Below are 23,346 nucleotides of genomic sequence, written 5' to 3'. Positions count from 1 at the left end.
AGGCCGTTGGAGGCGCCGTCCTGGTTGACGGCGCTGCCGCGCAGCACCGCGAGCACCGGGTGCCCGTTGCGGCGGGCGTCGGAGAGCCGCTCCAGCAGGAGCATGCCGACGCCCTCGCCCCAGCCGGTGCCGTCCGCCGCCTCGGCGAACGCCTTGCAGCGCCCGTCCGGCGCGAGCCCGCGCTGCCGGCTGAACTCGACGAACGAACCCGGCGTCGACATCACCGCGACACCGCCGGCCAGAGCGAGCGTGCACTCGCCGGAGCGCAGGGCCTGGCTCGCCAGGTGCAGCGCCACCAGCGAGGAGGAGCAGGCGGTGTCCACCGACACCGCCGGGCCCTCCAGCCCGAGGGTGTACGCGATCCGGCCGGAGGCGACGCTGGCCGAACTGCCGTTGCCCAGGTAGCCCTCCACCTCCTCCGGGACGGTGGTGAAGCGGGCCGCGTAGTCGTGGTACGAGATGCCGGTGAAGACGCCGGTGCGGCTGCCGCGCGCCGACAACGGGTCCACGCCCGCGTGCTCGAAGGCCTCCCAGGAGGTCTCCAGCAGCAGCCGCTGCTGGGGGTCCGTCGCCAGCGCCTCCCGCGGGTTGATCCCGAAGAACGCCGCGTCGAACCCGGCGGCCTCGTACAGGAATCCGCCCTCGGAGGCGTAGCAGGTGCCGGGCTGCTCGGGGTCGTCGCTGAACAGCGCGGCGGTGTCCCAGCCGCGGTCCTGCGGGAAGCCGCCGACGGCGTCCCGGCCCTCGGCGACCAGCTGCCACAGCTCCCCGGGGCCGCTCACCCCGCCGGGGTAGCGGCAGCTCATCCCGATGATCGCGACCGGGTCCTCGGCGTCCACCGGTCCGGCGGACGGAGTGTCCGGGGAACCGTCCGCGCCGAGCAGCTCGCCCAGCAGCCGGGCGGCGACCGCCTCCGGGGTCGGGTGGTCGAACAGCAGGGTGCTGGGCAGCCGCACCCCGGTCGAGCGGGTGAGCCGGTCGCGCAGCTCCACCGAGGTCAGGGAGTCGAAGCCCTGCTCCTGGAACGGGCGGACGGCGTCGATCCCCTCGGCCGTGGGGTGGCCCAGGACGTCCGCCGCCAGGCCGTTCACCAGCTCCACCAGGGAACGGGAGCGCTCGGCGACCGGCAGACCGGCGAGGCCGGCCCGCAGCATCGAGGCGGCGTCGTCGGCGGGGGCGGGCCGCTCCTCGGCGCGCTCCAGGTCCCGCACCTCGGCCAGTGCGCCCAGCAGCGGGCTCGGCCGGAGGGCCGTGAACCCGGGGTGGAACCGCGACCAGTCGACCTCGGTGACGGTCACCGCCGTGTCGTCCAGGTCCAGCGCCTGCTGGAGGGCCGCGACCGCGAGGTCCGGCGCCAGCGCGCCGAGGCCCATCCGCTTCAGCGGCTCCTCCTGCCCGGCCGACATCCCGTCCCCGGCCCACGGGCCCCAGGCCACCGAGGTGGCCGCCAGGCCACGCGCCCGGCGCCGCTCGGCCAGTGCGTCCAGGAACGCGTTCGCCGCACCGTACGCGGCCTGGCCCCCGCCGCCCCAGACCCCGGCGACGGAGGACATCAGCACGAAGGCGTCCAGCTCCCGTCCGTCCAGCAGCTCGTCCAGGTGCGCCGCTCCGGTCACCTTGGCGCCGCCGGCCTCGGCCAGCGCGTCCGCGTCCAGCTCGCGCAGCGGCCCCATCGCACCCGAGCCGGCCGCGTGCACCACGGCGCTCAGCGGCCCGACGGCGTCCAGCAGCCCGGCCAGGGCCGCGCGGTCCGCGACATCGCAGGCGGCCACCGTGACCCGCGTCCCCAGGCCGGTCAGCTCGGCCTCCAGTGCGGCCGCCCCGGCGGCGGAACCGCCCCGACGGCCGGCCAGCACCACGTGCTCCGCGCCGTTCCGGGCCAGCCAGCGCCCGATCCGGGCGCCCAGCGCGCCCGTGCCGCCGGTCACCAGCACGGTGCCGCGCGGCCGCCACTCACGGACCGCCGTACCGCCGGCCGCCCGGACCAGGCGGCGCGCGTACAGCCCGTCCGCCCGGACGGCGACCTGGTCCTCGCCGGAGCCGCCGGCCAGCACCGCGGCCAGCCGGTTCCCGGCCGGGCCGTCGACAGCGTCCGGCAGGTCGACCAGGCCGCCCCAGCGCACCGGGCACTCCAGCGCGGCCACCCGGCCCAGGCCCCACAGCGCGGCCTGCGCCGGGCTCGCGACCTGCCCGCCGGCCGACACGCCGGCCCGGGTCGCGCACCACAGCGGGGCGTCCAGCTCGGCCTCGTCCAGGGCGTTCAGCAGCAGCACGGTGTCGGCCAGGGCGGCCGGCACGCCGGGCCGCACCTCGCGCTCGTCCAGGGCCAGCAGGGACAGCACACCGACCGGTCCCGGCTCGCCGGCGGCGGCACGCAGCCGGGCGGCCAGCCCGGCGCGGTCCTCGCCCTCGGCCGCCGCGAGGGTCAGCACCCGCGCGCCGCGGGCGCGCAGGGCGTCCACCGCGCCGCCGGTCCCGTCCTCCGTCCAGCCGGCCGGCAGGACGACCAGCCAGCTGCCGGAGAGCACCGGCGGGCCGGCCGGGTCGGCGAGCCGCTGCCACTCGACGCGGTAGCGCCAGGAGTCCAGCAGCGCACGGTCCCGGCGCCCGCGCCGCCAGGAGGACAGCGCGGGCAGCAGCTCGCCCAGGGACTCCCGGCCGGCGCCGTCGATCCGCAGCGTCTGCGCGACCGCGGCCACGTCCTGCTGGTCGACGGCCGCCCAGAAGGAGGCGTCCGCCGGGTCGGCGACGGCCTCGGCGGCGGGCGCGGCGTCCAGCCAGAAGCGGCGGCGCTGGAAGGCGTAGGTCGGCAGGTCGATCCGGCGCGCGCCGGAGCCGGCGAAGAACGCCGTCCAGTCCACCGGCACGCCGCGCAGGTGCAGTGCGGCCAGTGCGGACGCCATGGCGAACTCCTCGGAGCGGTCCCGGCGCTGTGCGGCGACGAAGGCCGCCCGGCCGCCGTTCTCCGCACCGTCCAGGCACTCCTGACCCATGGCGGTGAGCACGGCGTCGGGGCCGAGTTCCAGGAAGGTGGTGACGCCCTTGTCCCGGAGGGTGTCGACGGCGTCGTGGAAGCGGACGGTGTGGCGGGCGTGGCGGATCCAGTAGTCGGGGTCGGTGAGGTGGTCGGTGGTGGCGGTTTCGCCGGTGAGGGTGGAGACGACGGGGATGGTGGGGGTGTGGTAGGTGAGTTCGGCGAGGGTGTCGCGGAACTCGTCGAGCATGGGTTCCATGAGGGGGGAGTGGAAGGCGTGGCTGACGCGTAGCTCGCGGGTCTTGTCGAACTGTGCGGCGATGGCGTGGACTTCGGTGGTGTCGCCGGCGATGACCAGGGAGTCGGGGCCGTTGACGGCGGCGATGGAGACCCGGTCGGTGAGCAGGGGCAGGACCTCGTCCTCGGTGGTGCGCAGGGCGACCATGGCGCCGCCGGAGGGGAGTCGGTCCATCAGGCGGGCTCGGGTGGTGATCAGTCGGGCGGCGTCGGGCAGGGAGAGGATGCCGGCGGCGTGGAAGGCCGCGACCTCGCCGATCGAGTGCCCGGCGAGGAAGTCGGGCCGCAGGCCCCAGGATTCGACCAGGCGGTAGAGGGCGACCTCGACGGCGAACAGGGCGGGCTGGGTCCAGCCGGTGCGGTCCAGAAGCTCGCCGCCCTCGGCGATCACCTCGCGCAGGGGGCGTTCCAGGTGCCGGTCCAGCTCCGCGCACACCTCGTCGAAGGCCGCCGCGAACACCGGGAAAGCGTCGTACAACTCGCGGCCCATGCCGACGCGCTGCGCGCCCTGACCGGTGAACAGGAAGGCCGTCCGGCCGGACGTCGCCACCGACCTCAGCACCCCGGCCGCCCGCGGCGCCCCGGCGGCCAGGGCCCGCAGCCCGGTCAGCAGCCCGTCCCGGTCCCCGGCGACCACGGCGCCCCGGTGCGGGAAGTGCGAGCGGGTGGTGGCCAGGGACAGCCCGAGGTCGGCCGGGTGCAGCTCCGGCCGCTCCTCGACCAGCTCCAGCAGCCGCCCGGCCTGCCCGCGCAGCGCCTCCTCCGACCGGCCGGAGAGCACCAACGGCAGTACGGCCTGGCCTTCGTGGGCCCGCTCGGGGTCCGCCGGCGCCGGGTCGCCCTCCTCCAGGACGAGGTGGGCGTTGGTGCCGCTGATGCCGAAGGAGGAGACGCCGGCCCGGCGCGGACGGCCGGTCTCCGGCCAGTCCCGCGTCCCGGTGGCGAGCTCCACCGCACCGGCCGTCCAGTCCACGTGCGGCGAGGGCTCGTCGACGTGCAGGGTGCCCGGCAGGACGCGGTTGCGCATCGCGAGCACCGTCTTGATCACACCGGCGACGCCCGCCGCGGCCTGGGTGTGGCCCAGGTTGGACTTCACCGAGCCCAGCAGTAGCGGGAGTTCGCGGTCCTGGCCGTAGGTGGCCAGCAGGGCCTGGGCCTCGATCGGGTCGCCCAGCCTGGTGCCCGTGCCGTGCGCCTCCACCACGTCCACCTCGCCCGGGGTGAGACCGGCGGCGGCCAGCGCCTGGTGGATCACCCGCTCCTGCGCGGTGCCGTTCGGGGCGGTGAGCCCGTTGGAGGCGCCGTCCTGGTTGACGGCGCTGCCGCGCAGCACCGCGAGCACCGGGTGCCCGTTGCGGCGGGCGTCGGAGAGCCGCTCGACCAGCAGCATGCCGATGCCCTCGGAGAATCCGGTGCCGTCGGCGCCGGCCGCGAAGGCCTTGCAACGGCCGTCCTCGGCCAGGCCGCGCTGCCGGGCGAACTCGATCAGCAGCTTCGGCGTGGACATCACGGTCACACCGCCGGCCAGCGCCAGGTCGCACTCCCCGCGCCGCAGGGCGGCCGCCGCGAAGTGCAGCGCCACCAGGGAGGAGGAACAGGCCGTGTCCACGGTGACGGCCGGGCCCTCCAGGCCCAGCGCGTACGCCACCCGGCCGGTGGCGACGCTGGCCGCGCTGCCGTTGCCGAGGTAGCCGTCGACCTCCTCGGGCACGTCCTGCACCCAGGTCGCGTAGTCGTGGTAGACCATGCCGGCGTAGACGCCGGTCCGGCTGCCGCGCAGGCCGAGCGGGTCGATGCCGGCCCGCTCGAAGGCCTCCCAGGAGGTCTCCAGCAGCAGCCGCTGCTGCGGGTCCATCGCCAGCGCCTCGCGGCGGTTGATCCCGAAGAACGCCGGATCGAACCCGGCCACGTCGGCCAGGAAGCCGCCGGTACGGGTGTAGGTGCGGCCCGGGGTGCCCGGCTCGGGGTGATAGATGCCCTCCAGGTCCCACCCGCGGTCGGTCGGGAACTCCGAGAGCACCGAACCGCCCTCGGACAGCACCTGCCAGAGCGCCTCGGGGGTGGCGATCCCGCCGGGGAAGCGGCAGCTCATCGCGACGATCGCGATCGGCTCGTCGGGGTCGGCCGTGGTCGGCACCGCCGTCGTGGCCGGCGCGGAGGCGTCCGCCTGCTCGCCGAGCAGCTCGACGAGCAGGTGCGCGGCGAGCGCGCGCGGCGTCGGGTGGTTGAACACCAGGGTCGCCGGAAGGCGCAGTCCGGTCGCGGAGTTGAGCCGGTTGCGCAGCTCCACCGCGGTCAGCGAGTCGAAGCCCAGCTCCTTGAGGGCCTTCTCCTCCTCCACGGCGTCGCCCGAGCCGTGCCCGAGCACACCGGCGACGTGGCCGCGGACGAGGTCGAGCACGGTCCGCCGGCGTTCCTCGGCGGAGAGCGATGCCAGGCGCTCGGCCAGGCCGCCCGCCGGAGCGGCGTCCGGGGCGCCGGCCGTGCGGCGGCCCGGGCCGCCGGAGGCCAGGCCGCGCAGCAGCGCGGGGACGGTGGCCGCCCGGCCGCGCAGCTGTGCCCGGTCCAGCTGGACCGGCACCAGCACCGGCTCGCCCGAGGCCATGGCCGCGTCGAACAGGGCCAGTCCGGTCTCGGCGCTCATCGGCACCGCGCCGCCACGCACGATCCGGCGCAGGTCGGAGTCGTCGAGGCGCCCGGCCATGCCGGACCGCTCCTGCCACAGGCCCCAGGCCAGCGAGACGGCCGGCCGGCCCTGGGCGCGTCGGCGCTGGGCCAGGGCGTCCAGGAAGCAGTTGGCGGCGGCGTAGTTGGCCTGTCCGGGGTTGCCGAGCACGCCGGCCGCGGCCGAGAACAGCACGAAGCTGCCGACCTCGCCGGCCAGTTCGTGCAGGTTGAGCGCGCCGGTGACCTTGGGTGCGAGCACCCGGTCGAACTGCTCGGGGGAGAGGGAGAGGACGATGCCGTCGTCCACCACGCCGGCGGTGTGCACCACGGCGGTGAGCGGGTGTTCGGCGGAGATGCCGGCCAGCAGGGCGGCCAGGGCCTCGCGGTCGGCGACGTCGCAGGCGGCGAGGGTGACCTCGGCGCCGGACTCGCGCAGCTCGGCGAGGAGTTCGGCGGCGCCCTCGGCCGCCGGGCCGCGCCGGCTGGTCAGCAGCAGGTGCCGGGCGCCGTGGGCGGCGACCAGGTGGCGGGCGGTCAGCTCGCCGAGGCCGCCGATCGCACCGGTGACCAGGACGGTCCCGGAGACGTCCAGCGTGCCCGGCTCCCCGCCGTCCGCGGCCGGGGCGGTGCCCGGTGCCTTGGCCAGGCGCGGAGCCAGCAGGGCGCCCCGCCGTGCGGCCAGCTGCGGCTCGGTGTCCACCGGCAGCGCGGTCAGGGGCAGTTCACCGCCGTCGTGGTCGACCAGGACCAGCCGGTCCGGGTTCTCGGACTGCGCGGAGCGCACCAGGCCCCACACGGCGGCCAGGACCGGATCGGGCGCGCCGCCCTCGCCGGTGACGACCGCGCCGCGGGTCAGCACGGCCAGCCGGGAGTCGGCGAACCGCGGATCCACCAGCCACTCCTGGACCAGTCGCAGCACCCGCCCGGTCGCCTCGCCCACCGCGGCGGCCAGCTCGTCCGTCGCGTCGGACCCCCGGTACGGGGCGAGTTCCACCGCGACCACGTCGGGCACGGGAGCGCCGGCGTCCACCGCCGAGCCCAGGTCGGTCAGGCCGGCGTGGCCGTCCGTACCGAGGACCGTCCAGGAACGGTCGGTCAGGTCACCGGCCGGGACCGGCGACCACTCGATCCGCAGCAGCGACTCGCGTACGGCCCGGTCGGCGGTGCGCAGCCGCTCGGAGGAGACGGGCCGCAACAGCAGCGAGTCCACCGAGGCGACCGGCGCGCCGCCGAGGTCCGTGACGGTCAGCGCCAGGGTCTCCGGCGCGGTGCGGGCCAGCCGGACGCGCAGCGCGGTCGCGCCGCTCGCGTGCAGCCGGATCCCGCCCCAGGAGAAGGCGAGCCTGCCCTGCTCGGCGTCGGGCACCAGGCCCATCGCGTGCAGGGCGGCGTCCAGCAGCGCCGGGTGCAGGCCGTAACGGGCGGCCGCGGCCTGCTCGGAGGCGGGCAGGGCGACCTCGGCGAAGACCTGGTCGCCGTCCTGCCAGGCGGCCCGCAGGCCCTGGAAGGCCGGGCCGTAGTCCACGCCGGCGTCCGCGAGCCGCCGGTAGGCGTCGGAGACGTCCAGCGGGGTGGCCCCGGACGGCGGCCACTGGGTGAGGTCCGCGGGCGTGGCGGGGGCAGCCGTGGAGAGCGTGCCGGTGGCGTGCCGGGTCCACGGCTCGTCCTCGGCGGCGTCGGCCGGGCGGGAGTGGATCCGCAGCGGGCGCACGCCGTCGTTCTCCGCACCCACCAGCACCTGGATCCGGACGCCGCCCCGTTCGGGCAGGATCAGCGGGGCTTCCAGGGTGAGTTCGTCGAGGTGGTCGCAGCCGACCTCGTCGCCGGCCCGGACGGCCAGCTCCAGGAACGCCGTTCCGGGCAGCAGGGTGGTGCCCATGACGGTGTGGTCGGCCAGCCACGGCGTGCTGTGCCGGGAGAGCAGGCCGGTCAGCAGGTGTCCGTGCCCGTCGGCGAGGGGGACAGCCGCGCCGAGCAGGGGGTGCTCGGGGGCGGTGAGGCCCGCCGTGGTGACGGCGGCCGAACCGGCCACGGTGTCCAGCCAGTAGCGCTGGTGCTGGAAGGGGTAGGTGGGCAGGTCGATCCGGTGGCCGCCGGTGAGGGTGGGGGTCCAGTCGGTGGGGGCGCCGTGGACGTGGGCCTGGGCGAGGGAGGTGAGGAAGCGGCGGGTGCCGCCGTCGTTGCGGCGCAGGGTGGCGAGGGTGTGGGCGGTGGTGTCGTGGAGGGTGTCCTCGATGGCGCCGGTGAGGACGGGGTGGGGGCTGATCTCGATGAAGAGGTCGTGGCCCTGGTCGGCCAGGTGGCGGGTGGCGTCGGCGAGTTGCACGGTCTGGCGCAGGTTGCGGTACCAGTACGCGGCGTTCAGGGCGGTGGTGTCCAGCCAGGCGCTGTCCACGGTCGAGTAGAACGGCACCTCGGAGGTCCGGGGGCTGACGGGGGCGAGCAGGTCGAGCAACTGGGCTTGCAGGGCCTCGACGTGGGCGGAGTGCGAGGCGTAGTCCACCTTGATCCGGCGGGCCTGGATGCCGTCCGCGGCGCACCTGGACAGCAGCTCGTCCAGGGCGTCGGCGTCGCCGGCCACGACGACGGAGGTGGGGCCGTTGACGGCCGCGAGGGAGACCCGGTCGGACCACGGCGCGATGGTGGCGGCCGCGTCCTGCGCGGACTGCGGCAGTGACACCATGCCGCCGTGGCCGGCGATGGTGGTGATGGCCTGGGAGCGCAGGGCGACGATCCGGGCGCCGTCGTGGAGGGTGAGGGCGCCGGCGACGGTGGCGGCGGCGATCTCGCCCTGGGAGTGGCCGATGACGGCGTCGGGCTGCACGTCGTGGGCCTGCCAGAGGGCGGCGAGGGAGACCATGACGGCCCACAGGGCGGGCTGGACGACGTCGACGCGGTCGTAGCCGGGGGCACCGTCGGTGCCGCGCAGCACGTCCAGGAGGTTCCAGTCGGTGAACTCGGCCAGGGCGTCGGAGCATTCGGAGATCCGCTTCGCGAACGCCGGTTCGGTGTCGAGGAGTTCGACGGCCATGCCCGCCCACTGGGAGCCCTGCCCGGGGAAGACGAACACGGTCCGGGGGGTCGTGGTGACGGTGCCCTCGATGACGGCGGCGCTCTCGGTGCCCTGGGCGAGCGCGCGCAGGCCCTCGGTCAGTTCGGTGCGGTCCGAACCGAGCACCACCGCACGGTGGTTGAACGCCGAGCGGGTGGTGGCCAGCGAGTGGGCGAGGTCGATCGGGGCGGCCTCGGAGTTCTGCAGCTGTGCGGCCTGGGCCCGCAGCCCGTCCGCCGACTTCGCGGACAGCAGCAGCGGCAGCACACCGTGCACGGTGGGCTCGTCGGCCGACTCCGCCACCGGGCCTTCCTCGGCGGGCTGTTCGAGGATGACGTGGGCGTTGGTGCCGCTGACGCCGAAGGAGGAGACCCCGGCCCGGCGCGGACGGCCGGTCTCGGGCCATTCCCGCTCCTCGGTGAGCAGCTCCACCGCGCCCGCCGTCCAGTCCACGTGCGGAGTGGGCTCGTCCACGTGCAGCGTCCGGGGCAGCACCCCGTGCCGCATCGCCAGCACCATCTTGATGATGCCCGCCGCGCCCGCCGCACTCTGGGTGTGGCCGAGGTTGGACTTCACCGAGCCCAGCAGCAACGGGAGTTCACGCTCCTGGCCGTAGGTGGCGAGGAGGGCGTTGGCCTCGATCGGGTCGCCGAGGCGGGTGCCGGTGCCGTGGGCCTCGACGGCGTCGACCTCGGCGGCGGTGAGGCCGGCGGTGGTCAGGGCCTGGCGGATGACGCGCTCCTGGGCCGGGCCGTTGGGGGCGGTGAGACCGTTGGAGGCGCCGTCCTGGTTGATCGCGGTGGCCCGGACCAGGGCCAGCACCGGATGCCCGTTGCGCCGGGCGTCCGACAGCCGCTCGACCAGCAGCACGCCCACGCCCTCGGCCATGCCGAAGCCGTCGGCGGCCGCCGCGAACGCCTTGCAGCGGCCGTCCTCGGCGAGGCCGCGCTGGCGGCTGAACGCCACCAGCCCCTCGGGGGTGGCCATCACGGCCGCGCCCGCCGCGAGCGCCATCGAGCACTCGCCGGCGCGCAGCGCCTGGACGGCCAGGTGCAGGGCCACCAACGAGGAGGAGCAGGCGGTGTCGACGGTCACGGCCGGCCCTTCCAGGCCGAGCGCGTAGGAGATGCGGCCGGAGACCACGCTGGCCGCGTTGCCGGTGACCAGGTAGCCCTCGTTGCCGGGCGGGGCGGCGGCCAGCAGGTGGCCGTAGTCCTGGCCGTGGGTGCCGACGAACACGCCGACCTGTTCGCCCCGGACGGAGGCCGGGTCGACACCGGCCCGCTCGAAGGCCTCCCAGGAGGTCTCCAGCAGCAGCCGCTGCTGCGGGTCCATGGCGTGCGCCTCGCGCGGGCTGATCCCGAAGAACGCCGCGTCGAACTCGGCGACGTCGTACAGGAATCCGCCCTCGCGGGTGTACGAGGTGCCGGTCCGGTCCGGGTCGGGGTGGTAGAGGCCGTCGAGGTCCCAGCCGCGGTCGGCCGGCAGGGAGTCGACCGCGTCGCGCCCGGCGTGCACCAGCTCCCAGAGGTCCTCCGGGGTGCGCACCCCGCCCGGGAACCGGCAGCCCATGCCGACGATCACGATCGGGTCGTCGTCCCGCGCCGGTGCGGCGGTGGCCGGGGCCGGTGCGGCCGCCGGGAGCCGGTCGCCGAGCAGCTGCTCGCGCAGGTGGCCGGCGAGGGCCTTCGGGGTCGGGTAGTTGAAGATCAGCGTGGCGGGCAGGCGCAGGCCGGTGGAGCCGTGCAGGCGGTTGCGGAGCTCGACCGCGGTGAGGGAGTCGAACCCCAGCTCCTTGAAGGTCCGTTCGGGGTCCACCGCCGTGCCCGTCGGGTACCCGAGCACCGTCCCGGCCGTGGCCCGGACGAGGTCCAGCAGTTCCCGGTCGCACTCGGGGCCGGTCAGAGCGGCCAGCCGCTGGGCGAGCGCCGAGCCGCCGGCCCGGTCGGCCGGGCGCCGACGGCCCGAACGGGTGCGGACCAGGCCGCGCAGCAGCGGGTGGACGGCGTCCGACTGGGCGCGCACGGCGGCCAGGTCGAGCCGGATCGGCATCAGCGCCGGTTCGCCGACCGCGCGGGCGGCGTCCAGCAGGTCGAGGCCCTCCTCGGCGGAGAGCGCCGCGGTGCCGACGCCGGCCATCCGGCGCAGGTCGGTGCCGGTGAGCCGGCCGCCCATGCCGTTGCGCTCCGCCCACAGGCCCCAGGCCAGCGAGACGGCCGGCCGGCCCTCGGCCCGCAGGTGCCGGGCGTAGGCGTCGAGGAAGGCGTTGGCGGCGGCGTAGTTGGCCTGACCGCCGGCCCCGAACACGGCGGCGGCGGAGGAGTACAGCACGAAGGCGGCCAGGTCCGTGCCGCGGGTGAGCTCGGCCAGGTTGAGCGCGCCGGAGAGCTTGGGTGCGAGCACCCGGTCGACCTGTCCGTCGGTCAGGGTCTCGATCACACCGTCGTCGACGATGCCGGCGGTGTGCACCACGGCGGTGAGCGGGTGTTCGGCGGGGATGCCGGCCAGCAGGGCGGCCAGGGCCTCGCGGTCGGCGACGTCGCAGGCGGCGAGGGTGACCTCGGCGCCGGACTCGCGCAGCTCGGCGAGGAGTTCGGCGGCACCCTCGGCCTGCGCGCCGCGCCGGCTGGTCAGCAGCAGGTGCCGGACGCCGTGGGCGGCGACCAGGTGGCGGGCGGCCAGCCGGCCGAGGCCACCGGTGGCCCCGGTGACGAGGGCGGTCCCGTTCGGGTCGAGCGCCGGAGCGCCCTGCTCGACGGGCCGCACCCGGGTGAGCCGCGCCGCCCGTACCGAGCCGTCGTGCAGCAGCAGCTGCGGCTCGTCGCCGGCCAGGGCCGCGGGCAGGGCGCGGTACGAGGCGTCCTGTGCGTCCAGGTCGACCAGGACGATGCGGTCCGGGTGCTCGGACTGGGCGGAGCGGACCAGGCCCCACAGCGGAGCGGTCACCAGGTCCGGCAGGACGTCCCCGGACGCCGCGCCCCGGGTCAGCACCACCAGCCGGCTCTCGGCGAACCGCTCCTCGGCGAGCCACTGCCGGAGCAGGCCCAGCAGTGCGTGGGTGGCCGCCCGGACGGCGGGGACCAGCTCGGTGGCGGCGGGCGGCGCGAGGGGCAGCAGGACGGTGTCGGGGGTGCGGCCGTCGGCGGCGGCGAGGGCGGCCAGGTCGGCGTACGCGTCCACCGTGCTGCCCGCCGCGGTGAGCCCGGCGGCCAGGCCGAGGACGTCCTCGCCGACCAGGGCGTAGCGGCCGGTGACCAGGGCGACGCCGGGCAGGTCCGTCCAGTCGACGCGGAACAGCGAGTCGTCGCCGTGTCCGGTGCGGACCGCGCGCAGCTGCTCGGCCGAGACCGGCCGGACGGCCAGGCCCTCCACCGAGACCACCGGCACGCCGTGCTCGTCGGAGGCCTCCAGGGCGACCGAGTCCAGGCCGGCCGGGGAGAGCCGGACCCGCAGGGCGGTCGCGCCGGCGGAGTGCAGCGAGAGCCCGCTCCACGCGAACGCCAGGTGGCCCTCGGCGGACTCCTCGCGGTGCCGGACGGCGCCGAGGTCCATGGCGTGCAGGGCGGCGTCCAGCAGCGCCGGGTGCAGCCCGTAGCGGTCCGACCGGTCGGAGACCGCTTCGGCCAGCACCACCTCGCTGAACACCTCCTCGCCGCGCCGCCAGGCCGCGCGGACACCCTGGAACGCCGGCCCGTACCCGGCGGGCAGCCGCTCGTACAGGTCCTCGACCGGCAGCGGCTCGGCGCCGGCCGGCGGCCACTGGGTGAGGTCCGCGGGAGTGGCGGGCGCGGCGGGGGAGAGCGTGCCCGCGGCGTGCCGGGTCCAGGGGCGGGACGCGGCGGCGTCGTGCGGCCGCGAGTGCAGGCCGACCGGCCGCGCGCCCGTGGCGTCCGCCTCGCCGACCACCACCTGGACCTGGACGGCACCCTGCTCGGGCAGGATCAGCGGGGCTTCCAGGGTGAGTTCGTCGAGGTGGCCGCAGCCGACCTCGTCGCCGGCCCGGACCGCCAGGTCCACCATGGCGGTCCCGGGCAGCAGGGTGGCGCCCATGACGGTGTGGTCGGCCAGCCACGGGTGGGTGGTGCGCGAGATCAGGCCGGTCAGCAGGTGTCCGTGCCCGTCGGCGAGGGGGACGGCCGCGCCGAGCATCGGGTGGTCGGTGGCGGCGAGGCCGACGGTGGTCACGTCCGAGGCGGCGGAGGAGGCCTCCAGCCAGTAGCGGTGGCGCTGGAAGGGGTAGGTGGGCAGGTCGATCCGGTGGCCGCCGGTGAGGGTGGGGGTCCAGTCGGTGGGGGCGCCGTGGACGTGGGTCTGGGCGAGGGAGGTGAGGAAGCGGCGGGTGCCGCCGTCGTTGCGGCGCAGGGTGGCGAGGGTGTGGGCGGTGGTGTCGTGGAGGGTGTCCTCGATGGCGCCGGTGAGGACGGGGTGGGGGCTGATCTCGATGAAGAGGTCGTGGCCCTGGTCGGCCAGGTGGCGGGTGGCGTCGGCGAGTTGCACGGTCTGGCGCAGGTTGCGGTACCAGTACGCGGCGTCCAGGGCGGTGGTGTCCAGCCAGGCGCTGTCCACGGTCGAGTAGAACGGCACCTCGGAGGTCCGGGGGCTGACGGGGGCGAGCAGGTCGAGCAACTGGGCTTGCAGGGCCTCGACGTGGGCGGAGTGCGAGGCGTAGTCCACCTTGATCCGGCGGGCCTGGATGCCGTCGGTGGTGAACGTGTCGACGAGTTCGTCGAGGGCGTCGGCGTCGCCGGCCACGACGACGGAGGTGGGGCCGTTGACGGCGGCGACGGAGATCCGGTCGTGCCACGGGGTGAGGTCGATCCGGTGAGCGGGGAGGGCGAGGGAGACCATGCCGCCGTGGCCGGCGATGGTGGTGATGGCCTGGGAGCGCAGGGCGACGATGCGGGCGCCGTCGTGGAGGGTGAGGGCGCCGGCGACGGTGGCGGCGGCGATCTCGCCCTGGGAGTGGCCGATGACGGCGTCGGGGTGGACGCCGTGGGCCTGCCAGAGGGTGGCGAGGGAGACCATGACGGCCCACAGGGCGGGCTGGACGACGTCGACGCGGTCGTAGTCGGGGGCGCCGTCGGTGCCGCGCAGGACGTCGATCAGGTTCCAGTCGGTGAACTGGGCCAGGGCGTCGGCGCATTCGGAGATGCGCTTGGCGAACGCCGGTTCGGTGTCGAGGAGTTCGACGGCCATGCCCGCCCACTGGGAGCCCTGCCCGGGGAAGACGAACACGGTCCGGGGGGTCGTGGTGGCGGTGCCCTCGATGACGGCGGCGCTCTCGGTGCCCTGGGCGAGCGCGCGCAGGCCGTCGGTCAGTTCGGTGCGGTCCGAACCGAGCACCACCGCACGGTGGTTGAACGCCGAGCGGGTCGTGGCCAGCGAGTGGGCGAGGTCGATCGGGGCGGCCTCGGAGTTCTGCAGCTGTGCGGCCTGGGCCCGCAGCGCGTCCGCCGACTTCGCGGACAGCAGCAGCGGCAGCACACCGTGCACGGTGGGCTCGTCGGCCGACTCCGCCACCGGTCCTTCCTCGGCGGGCTGTTCGAGGATGACGTGGGCGTTGGTGCCGCTGACGCCGAAGGAGGAGACCCCGGCCCGGCGCGGACGGCCGGTCTCGGGCCATTCCCGCTCCTCGGTGAGCAGCTCCACCGCGCCCGCCGTCCAGTCCACGTGCGGAGTGGGCTCGTCCACGTGCAGCGTCCGGGGCAGCACCCCGTGCCGCATCGCCAGCACCATCTTGATGATGCCGCCCACCCCGGCGGCCGCCTGGGCATGCCCGATGTTCGACTTCAATGAGCCGAGCAGCAGGGGGAGTTCGCGGTCCTTCCCGTAGGTGGCGAGGAGCGCGTTGGCCTCGATCGGGTCGCCGAGGCGGGTGCCGGTGCCGTGCGCCTCGACGGCGTCGACCTCGGCGGCGCTGAGGCCCGCGACGGCCAGGGCCTCGCGGATCACCCGCTCCTGGGCCGGGCCGCTGGGCGCGGTGAGACCGTTGGAGGCGCCGTCCTGGTTGACCGCCGTGCCGCGGACCAGGGCCAGCACCGGGTGCCCGTTGCGGCGGGCGTCGGAGAGCCGCTCGACCAGCAGTACACCCACGCCCTCCGCCCAGCCGGTGCCGTCGGCCGCGGCGGCGAAGGACTTGCAGCGGCCGTCCTCGGCGAGGCCGCGCTGGCGGCTGAACTCGACGAACACGTCGGGCGTCGCCATCAGGGCCACACCGCCGGCCAGGGCCAGATCGCACTCCCCGCGCCGCAGCGCCGCGACCGCCAGGTGCAGGGCCACCAGGGAGGAGGAGCAGGCGGTGTCCACGGTGATCGCCGGGCCCTCGAAGCCGAAGGTGTACGCCACCCGGCCCGAGGCGACGCTGCCCGCGGTGCCGGTGCCGAGGTAGCCCTCCACCTCCTCGGGCACCCGGGGCAGCCGGCCGGCGTAGTCGTGGAACATCACGCCGGTGAACACGCCGGTCCGGCTGCCGCGCAGCGCCTCCGGGTCGATGCCGGCCCGCTCGACGGCCTCCCAGGAGGTCTCCAGCAGCAGCCGCTGCTGCGGGTCCATGGCGAGGGCCTCGCGCGGGCTGATCCCGAAGAAGTCCGGGTCGAACTCGGCGCTGTCGTAGAGGAATCCACCCTCCTGGACGGAGGAGGTGCCGACGGAGCCGGGGGCGCCGCCGAACAGGGCCCCGGTGTCCCAGCCGCGGTCGGCCGGGAACTCCGAGACGGCGTCCCGGCCCTCGGCCACCAGCTGCCACAGGGCTTCGGGCGAGACCGCCCCGCCCGGGTAGCGGCAGCTCATGGCGACGATCGCGATCGGGTCCCGGTCGTCGTCCCGGTCCGCCGCCGAGCGGACCGGAACGGCCGCAGCGGTCGCCTCGTCCAGGAGTCCGGCGAGCAGGAAGCCGGCCAGCCGCTCCGGTGTGGGGTGGTCGAAGACCACGGTCGCCGGCAGGGGCAGGCCGAGCGCGGACCGCAGCCGGTTGCGCAGCCGTACGGCCGAGGCGGAGTCCACCCCGAGGTCCTTGAAGGCCCGTCCGGGTGCGATCGTCCGCGGCAGGCCCCGGCCGAGCACGCCGGCGGCCTCGGCCTGCACCAGACCGAGCAGCGCCTGCCGGGCCTCCGCCCGGGGCAGCGCGCGCAGCCGCGCGGCGAACACCGTGTCCGCCGCCCCTTCGCCGACGGTCGGGCTGTGGAAGAGGACGCCGGTGGTGTTCCGGGTGGCGACCACGGGGGTGTCGGCGCCGCGCAGGGCGGAGTCCAGCAGGGCTCCGAACTCGGCGTCGGACACGGCGCCGGCGTCGGTGGTGTCCCAGGCCAGCGAGACGGCGTGCCGTCCGCCGGCCCGGCGGTGCTGGGCCAGCGCGTCCAGGAAGGCGGCGCAGCCACCGTCGTCGCCGTCGTCCGCGCCGCCCAGCAGGGCCTCGGTGGAGGAGACCAGCAGGAAGGCCGTCAGATCGACTCCGGCGGTGAGCTCGTGCAGGACCACCGCACCGTCGACGGCCGTCCGCACCCAGCGGTCGGCCTGTCCGCCGGCGGTCAGGCCGGGGGAGCCGGCCGCGTGCACCACGGCGGTGAGCGGGTGCTCGGCCGGGATGCCCGCCAGCAGGCCGGTGACGGAGGGTCGGTCGGCAGTGTCGCAGGCGGCCAGGGTGACGTCCGCGCCGGACTCGCTCAGCTCCACGGCCAGCGCGGCCGAGTCGGGGGTGGTGGAGGCCAGCACCAGGTGCCGGACGCCGTGCTCGGCGACCAGCCGGCGGGCGATCGCGGCGGCGGCCGTCCCGCCGGCACCGGTGATCAGCACGGTGCCGTCGACGGGGCGTCCGGCCGCGGCGGCGGCGACCGGCACCAGGCGGGGCACCCGCAGCACCCCGCCGCGGACGGCGAACTGCGGCTCGCCGGTGGCCAGCCCGGCCGGCAGGGCGGCCGACGAAGCGGCCTCGCCGTCCAGGTCGGCCACGGTGAACCGGCCGGGGTGCGCGGCCTGCGCCGCGCGCAGCAGCCCCCGGACCGGAGCCTGTGCCAGCCCCGGGACCTCCTCACCCGGGTGCACGGCCAGCGCGCCCCGGGTGAGCACCACCAGCCGGGTCTCCCGCAGCCGGTCGTCGGCGAGCCACCGCGTCAGCAGCTCGGAGGCCTCGCGGGCGGCGCGCCGGGCCGCGTCCGCGACGGGCTCCGCGGCCGCGGTGGGCCAGGGCAGGTAGACGACCTCGGGCGCGGGCCCGGCCGCCGTCAGCTCCGCCAGGTCGGCGTACCGCGCGGCCGCCGGCCCGTCCCAGGCATCCGGCCCGTCGGAGGGGCCGCCGGACGGGCTGCCGAGCACCGCCGCGCGCAGCGGTTCCACCGGCCCGGCGGGCACCGGCACCCAGTCCACCCGGTACAGCGACTCCTGCACGGCGCCCCGCGCGCCGATCAGCGTGCCGGGCTGCTCGAACAGCCGGTGCCGGGTGACCTTGCCCGAGGCCGTGCGCGGCACGACGGCGATCGCCCGGACCTCCTGCGGCACCTTGAACCAGGACAGCTGCTCGGCGCAGGCGGCGAAGACCAGTTCGGCGTCGACGCCCTCCGGAGCGGTGACCACGAACGCGACCGGCACCTCGCCGAGCACCTCGTCCGGCCGGCCCGCCACGGCGACGTCCAGCACGCCGGGCACCGAGCGGACGACGTCCTCGATCTCGCCCGGGTGGATGTTCTCCCCGCCCCGGATGATCAGCTCCTTGCGCCGCCCGCTGATCGTCAGCTGGCCGCCGGGCGCCCGGACCGCCAGGTCACCGGTCCGGTACCAGCCGTCCCGCAGCGCCTCGGCGGTGGCCTCCGGCCGGTTGTGGTAGCCCTGCATCAGGCTCGGCCCGCGCACCCACACCTCGCCCTCCGTCCCGGGGTCGGTGTCGATCCCGGTCTCCGGGTCGACCACCCGCACCTCCAGGCCGGGGACCGGCAGGCCGCACGAGCCGGAGACCCGCTCGGCGCCCGGCGCCTCGGTCGCGATCGCGCCGCAGGTCTCGGTGGAGCCGTAGCTGTTGAGCAGCGGGATGCCGAACGCGTCGTCGAAGTCCCGGGCCAGCGAGGCCGAGGTCACCGCGCCGGTCGACAGGCAGACCCGCAGGGCCGGTGCGTCCAGCCGGCCCTCGCCGGCCTCCTGCAGCAGGTGGTGGTAGAGCGCGGGCACCCCGGCGAGGAAGGTGTACGCGTCGGCGCGCAGCTCGGCCAGCACCTCGTCCGCGGAGAAGCCCGGCATGATGTGCGCGGTCGCGCCGGTCGCGGTGACGCCGACCACGCAGACGATGTGCGCCAGGCTGTGGAACAGCGGCAGCGGCCACAGCACCCGGTCGCGCTCCGAGAGCCCGAGCAGCGGCGCGTAGCAGGACGCCACCGTCCACAGGCAGCTGCGCTGGGTCGACAGCACGCCCTTGGGCGCGCCGGTGGAGCCCGAGGTGTAGAGCATGAAGGCGGTCTCGTCCAGGCCGAGGTCGTCACGCGCCGGCTCCGGAGGCTCGACGGTGGCCAGGGTCTCGAAGGACGGCAGGTCCTGTGGGGCCGCACCGGAGACGATCACCAGCAGCCCGGGCCGGTCGGCCCGCAGCCGCCGCACCTGCTCCAGGTGACGGGTGTCGGTGACGACCGCGGTGGCCCCGCTGTCGTCCAGGAGGTGGGCCAGCTCCTCGTCGCTGGAGTGCGGGTTGACCGGGACGGCGACCCCGGCGGCCCGGACGACCGCCAGGTAGGTCTCCACCACCTCGACACCGGCGTCCAGGTGGATCGCCACCCGCTCGCCGCGGCCCAGGCCCAGGGCCGCCAGATGGCCGGCGAGCCGTGCGGTCCGGCGTTCCAGCTCGGCGTAGCCCACGGCCCGGCGGCCGTCCCGGAACGCCGGCTTGTCGTGGAGCGATTCGGCCCGGGAGCGCAGCAGTTCGGACAGCGGCCTGATCAGCTCGGTACGCGGCATGTCAACGGCTCCTTGGGCGCGCGGAAACACACGGGAGGCTTGGAAGTCCCGGACAACAGAGAGGGGTGGGGCATCATGCGGTATCCCGTCGAAGTCTCGTCCAGCCGTCGGCGCGGGCCGCACCCCTACGGTTCCCCTACGGGCCCTTGTCCCGGCCCGGCCCACCACGGGAAAGCGGGGGCGCTGAGCTGAGGGGTTGTCCGGCCGTCCGGCCTGCTCCAGCCTCGGAGTGGGGAGGACCCGCCGGTGGGGCGGGGGCCCCGTTCAGAAGGGACCACCGGAGCACCATGACGCTCACCGACACCGCGGCCGACAGCTGGATCCGCCGCTTCCACCCGGCCCCGGACGCCCGTGTCCGCCTGGTCTGCCTGCCCCACGCGGGAGGGTCGGCGAGCTACTGGTACCCGATGTCCGCCGCCACGGCGGCCGGGATCGAGGTGCTCTCGGTCCAGTACCCGGGTCGGCAGGACCGGCGCCACGAACCCTGCGTCGAGACCGTCGAGGCGCTGGCCGACCGGGTCACCGAGGCGCTGCTGCCCCACCGCGACCTGCCGCTCGCCCTGTTCGGCCACAGCATGGGCGCGGTCGTCGGCTTCGAGGTCGCCCGCCGCCTCGAGGACCTCGGCACCCCGCCGGTCGCCCTGTTCGCCTCCGGCCGCCGCGCACCCTCCCGCCACCGGGACGAGGACGTCCACCTGCGGGGCGTGGACGGCATCGTGGCGGAACTGCGCAAGCTGGACGGCACCGACCCGCGGGCCCTGCAGGACCCGGAGCTGCTGCGGATGATCCTCCCCGCCGTCCGGGCCGACTACCGGGCCGTCGAGACCTACCGTTACCGGCCGGGCCCGCCCCTGTCCTGCCCGGTCCACGCCCTGGTCGGCGACAGCGACGACAAGGCCACCGTCGACGAGGCCGGCTCCTGGCGCGACCACACCACCGGTGGATCCACCCTGCACGTCTTTCCCGGCGGCCACTTCTACCTGGCCCGGCACCAGAGCGAGATCGTCCGCCTCGTCACCGACCGCCTCCTGCCGTAGCCGCCCCGCGGGCCGCCCGTCCACCCGGCCCCGTACCCGTCGCCCGTCCGGGCAGCGGGTGCGGGGCCCTCGGCATCCGGGCGGGCCCCGGCGGGAGGCGCTGCGGCCTGGAACGCGGACAGGAACGCGGCCTGGAACGCGGACAGGGACCGGCGCCGGGTGGCGCCGGTCCCTGTCGGGCCGCGGGGGTGGGGCGGGTCAGTGCGGGCCGGGGGTGTGCTGCGGGGGGTGGGTGTCCCTGGGGGTGAAGGCGGTGGCCCAGGGGGTGGTGACGGTCTCCAGGACGCCGGGCGCGGGGGCCGGTGCGGCGGGCCGCGCGGGGAGGGGTTCGGCGGCCCGGAGCTGGGCGATGCTCCTGGTCATGCCGGTCTTGAGACGGGGGGTCAGGGGCTTCTCGACCAGGCGGTGGACCAGCCAGGAGGCCACGAGCATGCCGGTGGTGACGACGGCGACCGCCGTCCACGGCTTGGTGCCGTGGTCGTAGAGGGCGCGCAGGGCCGTCCAGCCCATGGCCTCGTGGAGGAGGTAGAGCGGGTAGGTGAGGGCGCCGGCGAAGGTCAGCCAGCGCCACTGGATCCGGGAGCCCCAGCCCAGGGCCACTCCGGTGATCACGAGGTAGGAGACGGTGGTCAGCAGCACGGCGGGCCAGGTCGCCAGCTCGGGCCGGCCCAGGACGGTGTTCACGTCGTGCTGGTGCTGGATGGTGTAGAGGACCGAGAGGATCCAGCTGATCCCGACGATGCCGAAGAGCATCAGGTTGGGGCCGTACCGGTGGACCAGGTAGAGCGCCAGGCCGGCGACGAAGAACGAGGAGACGTCCGACATCGCGAAGAACTCCAGGACCGGCCACTTGGTGCTCGCCGAGACGATGCCCGCGACCGTCCAGATCGAGCAGAAGGCCACGATCCGCCGGTAGGTCACGCCCCGCCAGACCACGATGGCGAAGAGCAGGTAGAAGCGCAGCTCGGCCCAGAGCGTCCAGTAGACGGCGTCGACGTTCGGGATGCCCAGGCCCACGTGGAACATGGTGAGGTTGGCGAGCACCTGCTCCGAGGGGAGCGGCTGGCGCACGAGCGGCCACATCGTCACGACCGCGGTGGTGAGCAGGACGGCGAACCAGTACGCGGGGTAGAGCCGGATCACCCGGGAGCGGACGAAGTCGCCCACCGGGCGGCCCCAGCTGCTCATGCAGATCACGAAGCCGCTGATCACGAAGAACAGGCAGATGCCGGTCCACAGGTACGCGGCGGGCGCGGACGCGCGGTGGAACACCTGCTCGGCCGGCTTGCCCCAGGCGCTGATCTCGGGCTTGGTGCCGCCGCCGTAGCCGATGTAGTGGTGGAAGACCACCATCAGCGCGGCCAGGATGCGCAATCCGTCCAGGACGGCGAGGCGGCCGCCCCTGGCGGACTTGCGGCGGCCAGAGGAACCTGGTCGTTGCCGGGGGAAAATGCTCACGGCTGAAGATAACGTACACGCCGCAACCCGCCCGCAGGCCCCTGCGCCCGGCAGGGCCGGGCCGCGGCCCTCCCGGCGGGTGCGTCCCGGCGGTGCGTCCCGGCGCGGGAGTGGACCACCACCCCGCGCCGGGACGCCCGACGGGTCACCGCTCGGCGTTCACCGCTGCGATCGTGTCGGTCAGAGCGTGCCGGTGATCGTGGTCCCGGTGTGGTTGCCGGGGATGGCGGCGAGGTCGAGGCTCTCGGGAGCGGCCCAGGTGCCGTCGGCGTGGCGGGCGGTGAGCAGGACCTTGTTGTCGTTGGTGGTGACGGCGAACACGGCGTCGTTGTCCACGGGGGTGGCACTGATGCTGGTGCCGGTGACGTTGCCGATGACCCCGCTGAGCGAGGTCACGGGCTGCCAGCTGTGGTTGAAGTAGCGCATGGTGTGGTACTGGCCGTCGCTCGCGATGAGGGCGAGGTTGAGGTTGTTGCCCTGGCGGGAGACGGCGACGCCGGTCACCGGGCCGGTGCTGCCCGCCGCGTCGGAGACCGATCCCCAGGTGCCCCAGTTGCCGGAGTCGGTGCGCAGGGTGTGGTAGACCTTCCCGCCCGCCACGGCCGCGATGTGCAGTTCGGGTCCGGCGTCCCCGGAGGCTCCGGCCGCGGAGATGGAGGTGATGCCGGTGAGCGGCCCGGTGACGTCGGTGACCACGTTGAACGAGGACCACTGGCGGGCGCCGTTGCGGATGGCGTGGTAGAGCGTGCCGTTGGAGACGACGACCACGTGCAGGTTGTCGCGGATGGAGGCGATGGAGACCTGGGTGATGCCGCCGAGGTCCGTGAGGGCGACGTTGAGGTCCTCGAACTTCTGGCCCCAGCTGCCGTCGAGGTTGCGGATGGCGTAGTGGAGGTGGCCGTCGCCGCCCAGGGCGATGATGTGGGTGTCGGCGTTGATGCCGGCCGTGGCGACGGCGCGCACGCCCCCGATGTTCCCGGCCGTGGCCTGGACGTCCTCGTACGGGGTCCAGGTGCCGTCGTAGAGGCGGGACGCGAAGTAGAGGTTGGCGTCGCTGCGCACCAGGGTCTGGGTCTTCCAGCCCAGGGACTTCGCCCGGGTCTGCTGCACCCAGCCGGCGACGTTGTCGACGCGCGAGTTGTAGGCGCCGGTGCGGGTCTCGGTGGCGGGCACGCCCAGGCAGCCGCCCTGCCAGGAGCGGGAGGCGACGGCGACCAGTTCGGCCCTGCCGTTGACCTCCCGGACCACGGGGGCGCCGGTGTCGCCCTTGCAGATCGCCGCACCGCCGGTGCCGGTGGTGCCGATGCCCGTCGCGCTCACCGTGCCGACCGAGAACGCGCCGGTGTGGAGCTTGAGCGGCACCCACTCGTTCTTGGTCTGCCCGTACCCGGGCACCCGCAGCGTCTGCCCGGCGGTCGGCGCGGTGGTGGCGAGCGCCAGCGGGGCGATGCCGTCGACGGGCGTGGCGAGGCGGGCCATCACGAGGTCGCGGTCCGGCGAGGGCACCAGCTCGGAGATCTCGGCGGTTCTGCCGGTGGAGGTGGTGAGGTCGGTGCGGCCGACGGTGACGACGGTCTTCCACTTCGGCGCGCCGGCGGCCAGTGCCTGCGGCTGGGACGGGTCGTCGGCGAAGCAGGAGGCGGCGGTGAGCACCCAGCTGCGGTCGACCAGCGCGCCGGTGCAGGCGCGCAGGTTGTCACCCATCACCAGGCGCGCGGTGAAGGCGTAGGAACCGTCCGAGGCCGTGTCACCGGAGACGGCGCCGGCCGGGGGCGTGGCGAGGGTGGTCAGGGCGCCGGCGGCGAGGACGGCGGTCAGCGCGCCCGCCCGCAAGTTGCGCGACGAGGTGGTGCGAGGCATGAGTGGGCTCCCGAACGTGAGAGGTGGATGCGGGGTGGTGGCGGTCAGCCGGTGACGGTCAGCTCGAC

4 protein-coding genes are annotated in these 23,346 nt (G+C 75.6%); 1 reads left to right on the top strand and 3 read right to left on the bottom strand.

Annotation, left to right across the window (positions count from 1 at the left end):
• On the bottom strand, positions 1-18,923 hold an 18,923-nt coding region (locus tag ABZ449_RS37770), incomplete at its 3' end, for a type I polyketide synthase (RefSeq protein ID WP_360355405.1).
• Positions 18,924-19,210: 287 nt separating this feature from the next.
• On the opposite strand from ABZ449_RS37770, the gene ABZ449_RS37765 reads away from it, so the two are divergent.
• Positions 19,211-19,960, top strand: a complete 750-nt coding sequence (locus ABZ449_RS37765; RefSeq protein ID WP_360355402.1) for an alpha/beta fold hydrolase — start codon at positions 19,211-19,213, stop codon at positions 19,958-19,960.
• A gap of 198 nt (positions 19,961-20,158) precedes the next feature.
• On the opposite strand, the gene ABZ449_RS37760 is transcribed toward ABZ449_RS37765, so the two are convergent.
• Positions 20,159-21,418 (bottom strand): acyltransferase, encoded by a 1,260-nt coding sequence (locus tag ABZ449_RS37760; protein WP_360355400.1) that lies wholly within the window; start codon positions 21,416-21,418, stop codon positions 20,159-20,161.
• A 180-nt stretch (positions 21,419-21,598) separates the two neighbouring features.
• On the bottom strand, positions 21,599-23,278 hold the full coding sequence (locus ABZ449_RS37755; RefSeq protein WP_360355397.1) for a trypsin-like serine protease: 1,680 nt from the start codon (positions 23,276-23,278) through the stop codon (positions 21,599-21,601).
• Positions 23,279-23,346 lie beyond the last annotated feature (68 nt).

Origin of the sequence: Kitasatospora sp. NPDC005856, from assembly GCF_040629945.1 — a bacterium.
GTDB lineage: Bacteria > Actinomycetota > Actinomycetes > Streptomycetales > Streptomycetaceae > Kitasatospora.
Note: the sequence above shows the minus strand (reverse complement) of the source record. Positions and strands in the feature narration are given on the sequence as shown.

Coding starts and splice junctions, on each gene's coding strand:
- ABZ449_RS37755 (WP_360355397.1), bottom strand. CDS start 23,278: ATGCCTCGCACCACCTCGTCGCGCAACTTGCGGGCGGGCGCGCTGACC.
- ABZ449_RS37765 (WP_360355402.1), top strand. CDS start 19,211: ATGACGCTCACCGACACCGCGGCCGACAGCTGGATCCGCCGCTTCCAC.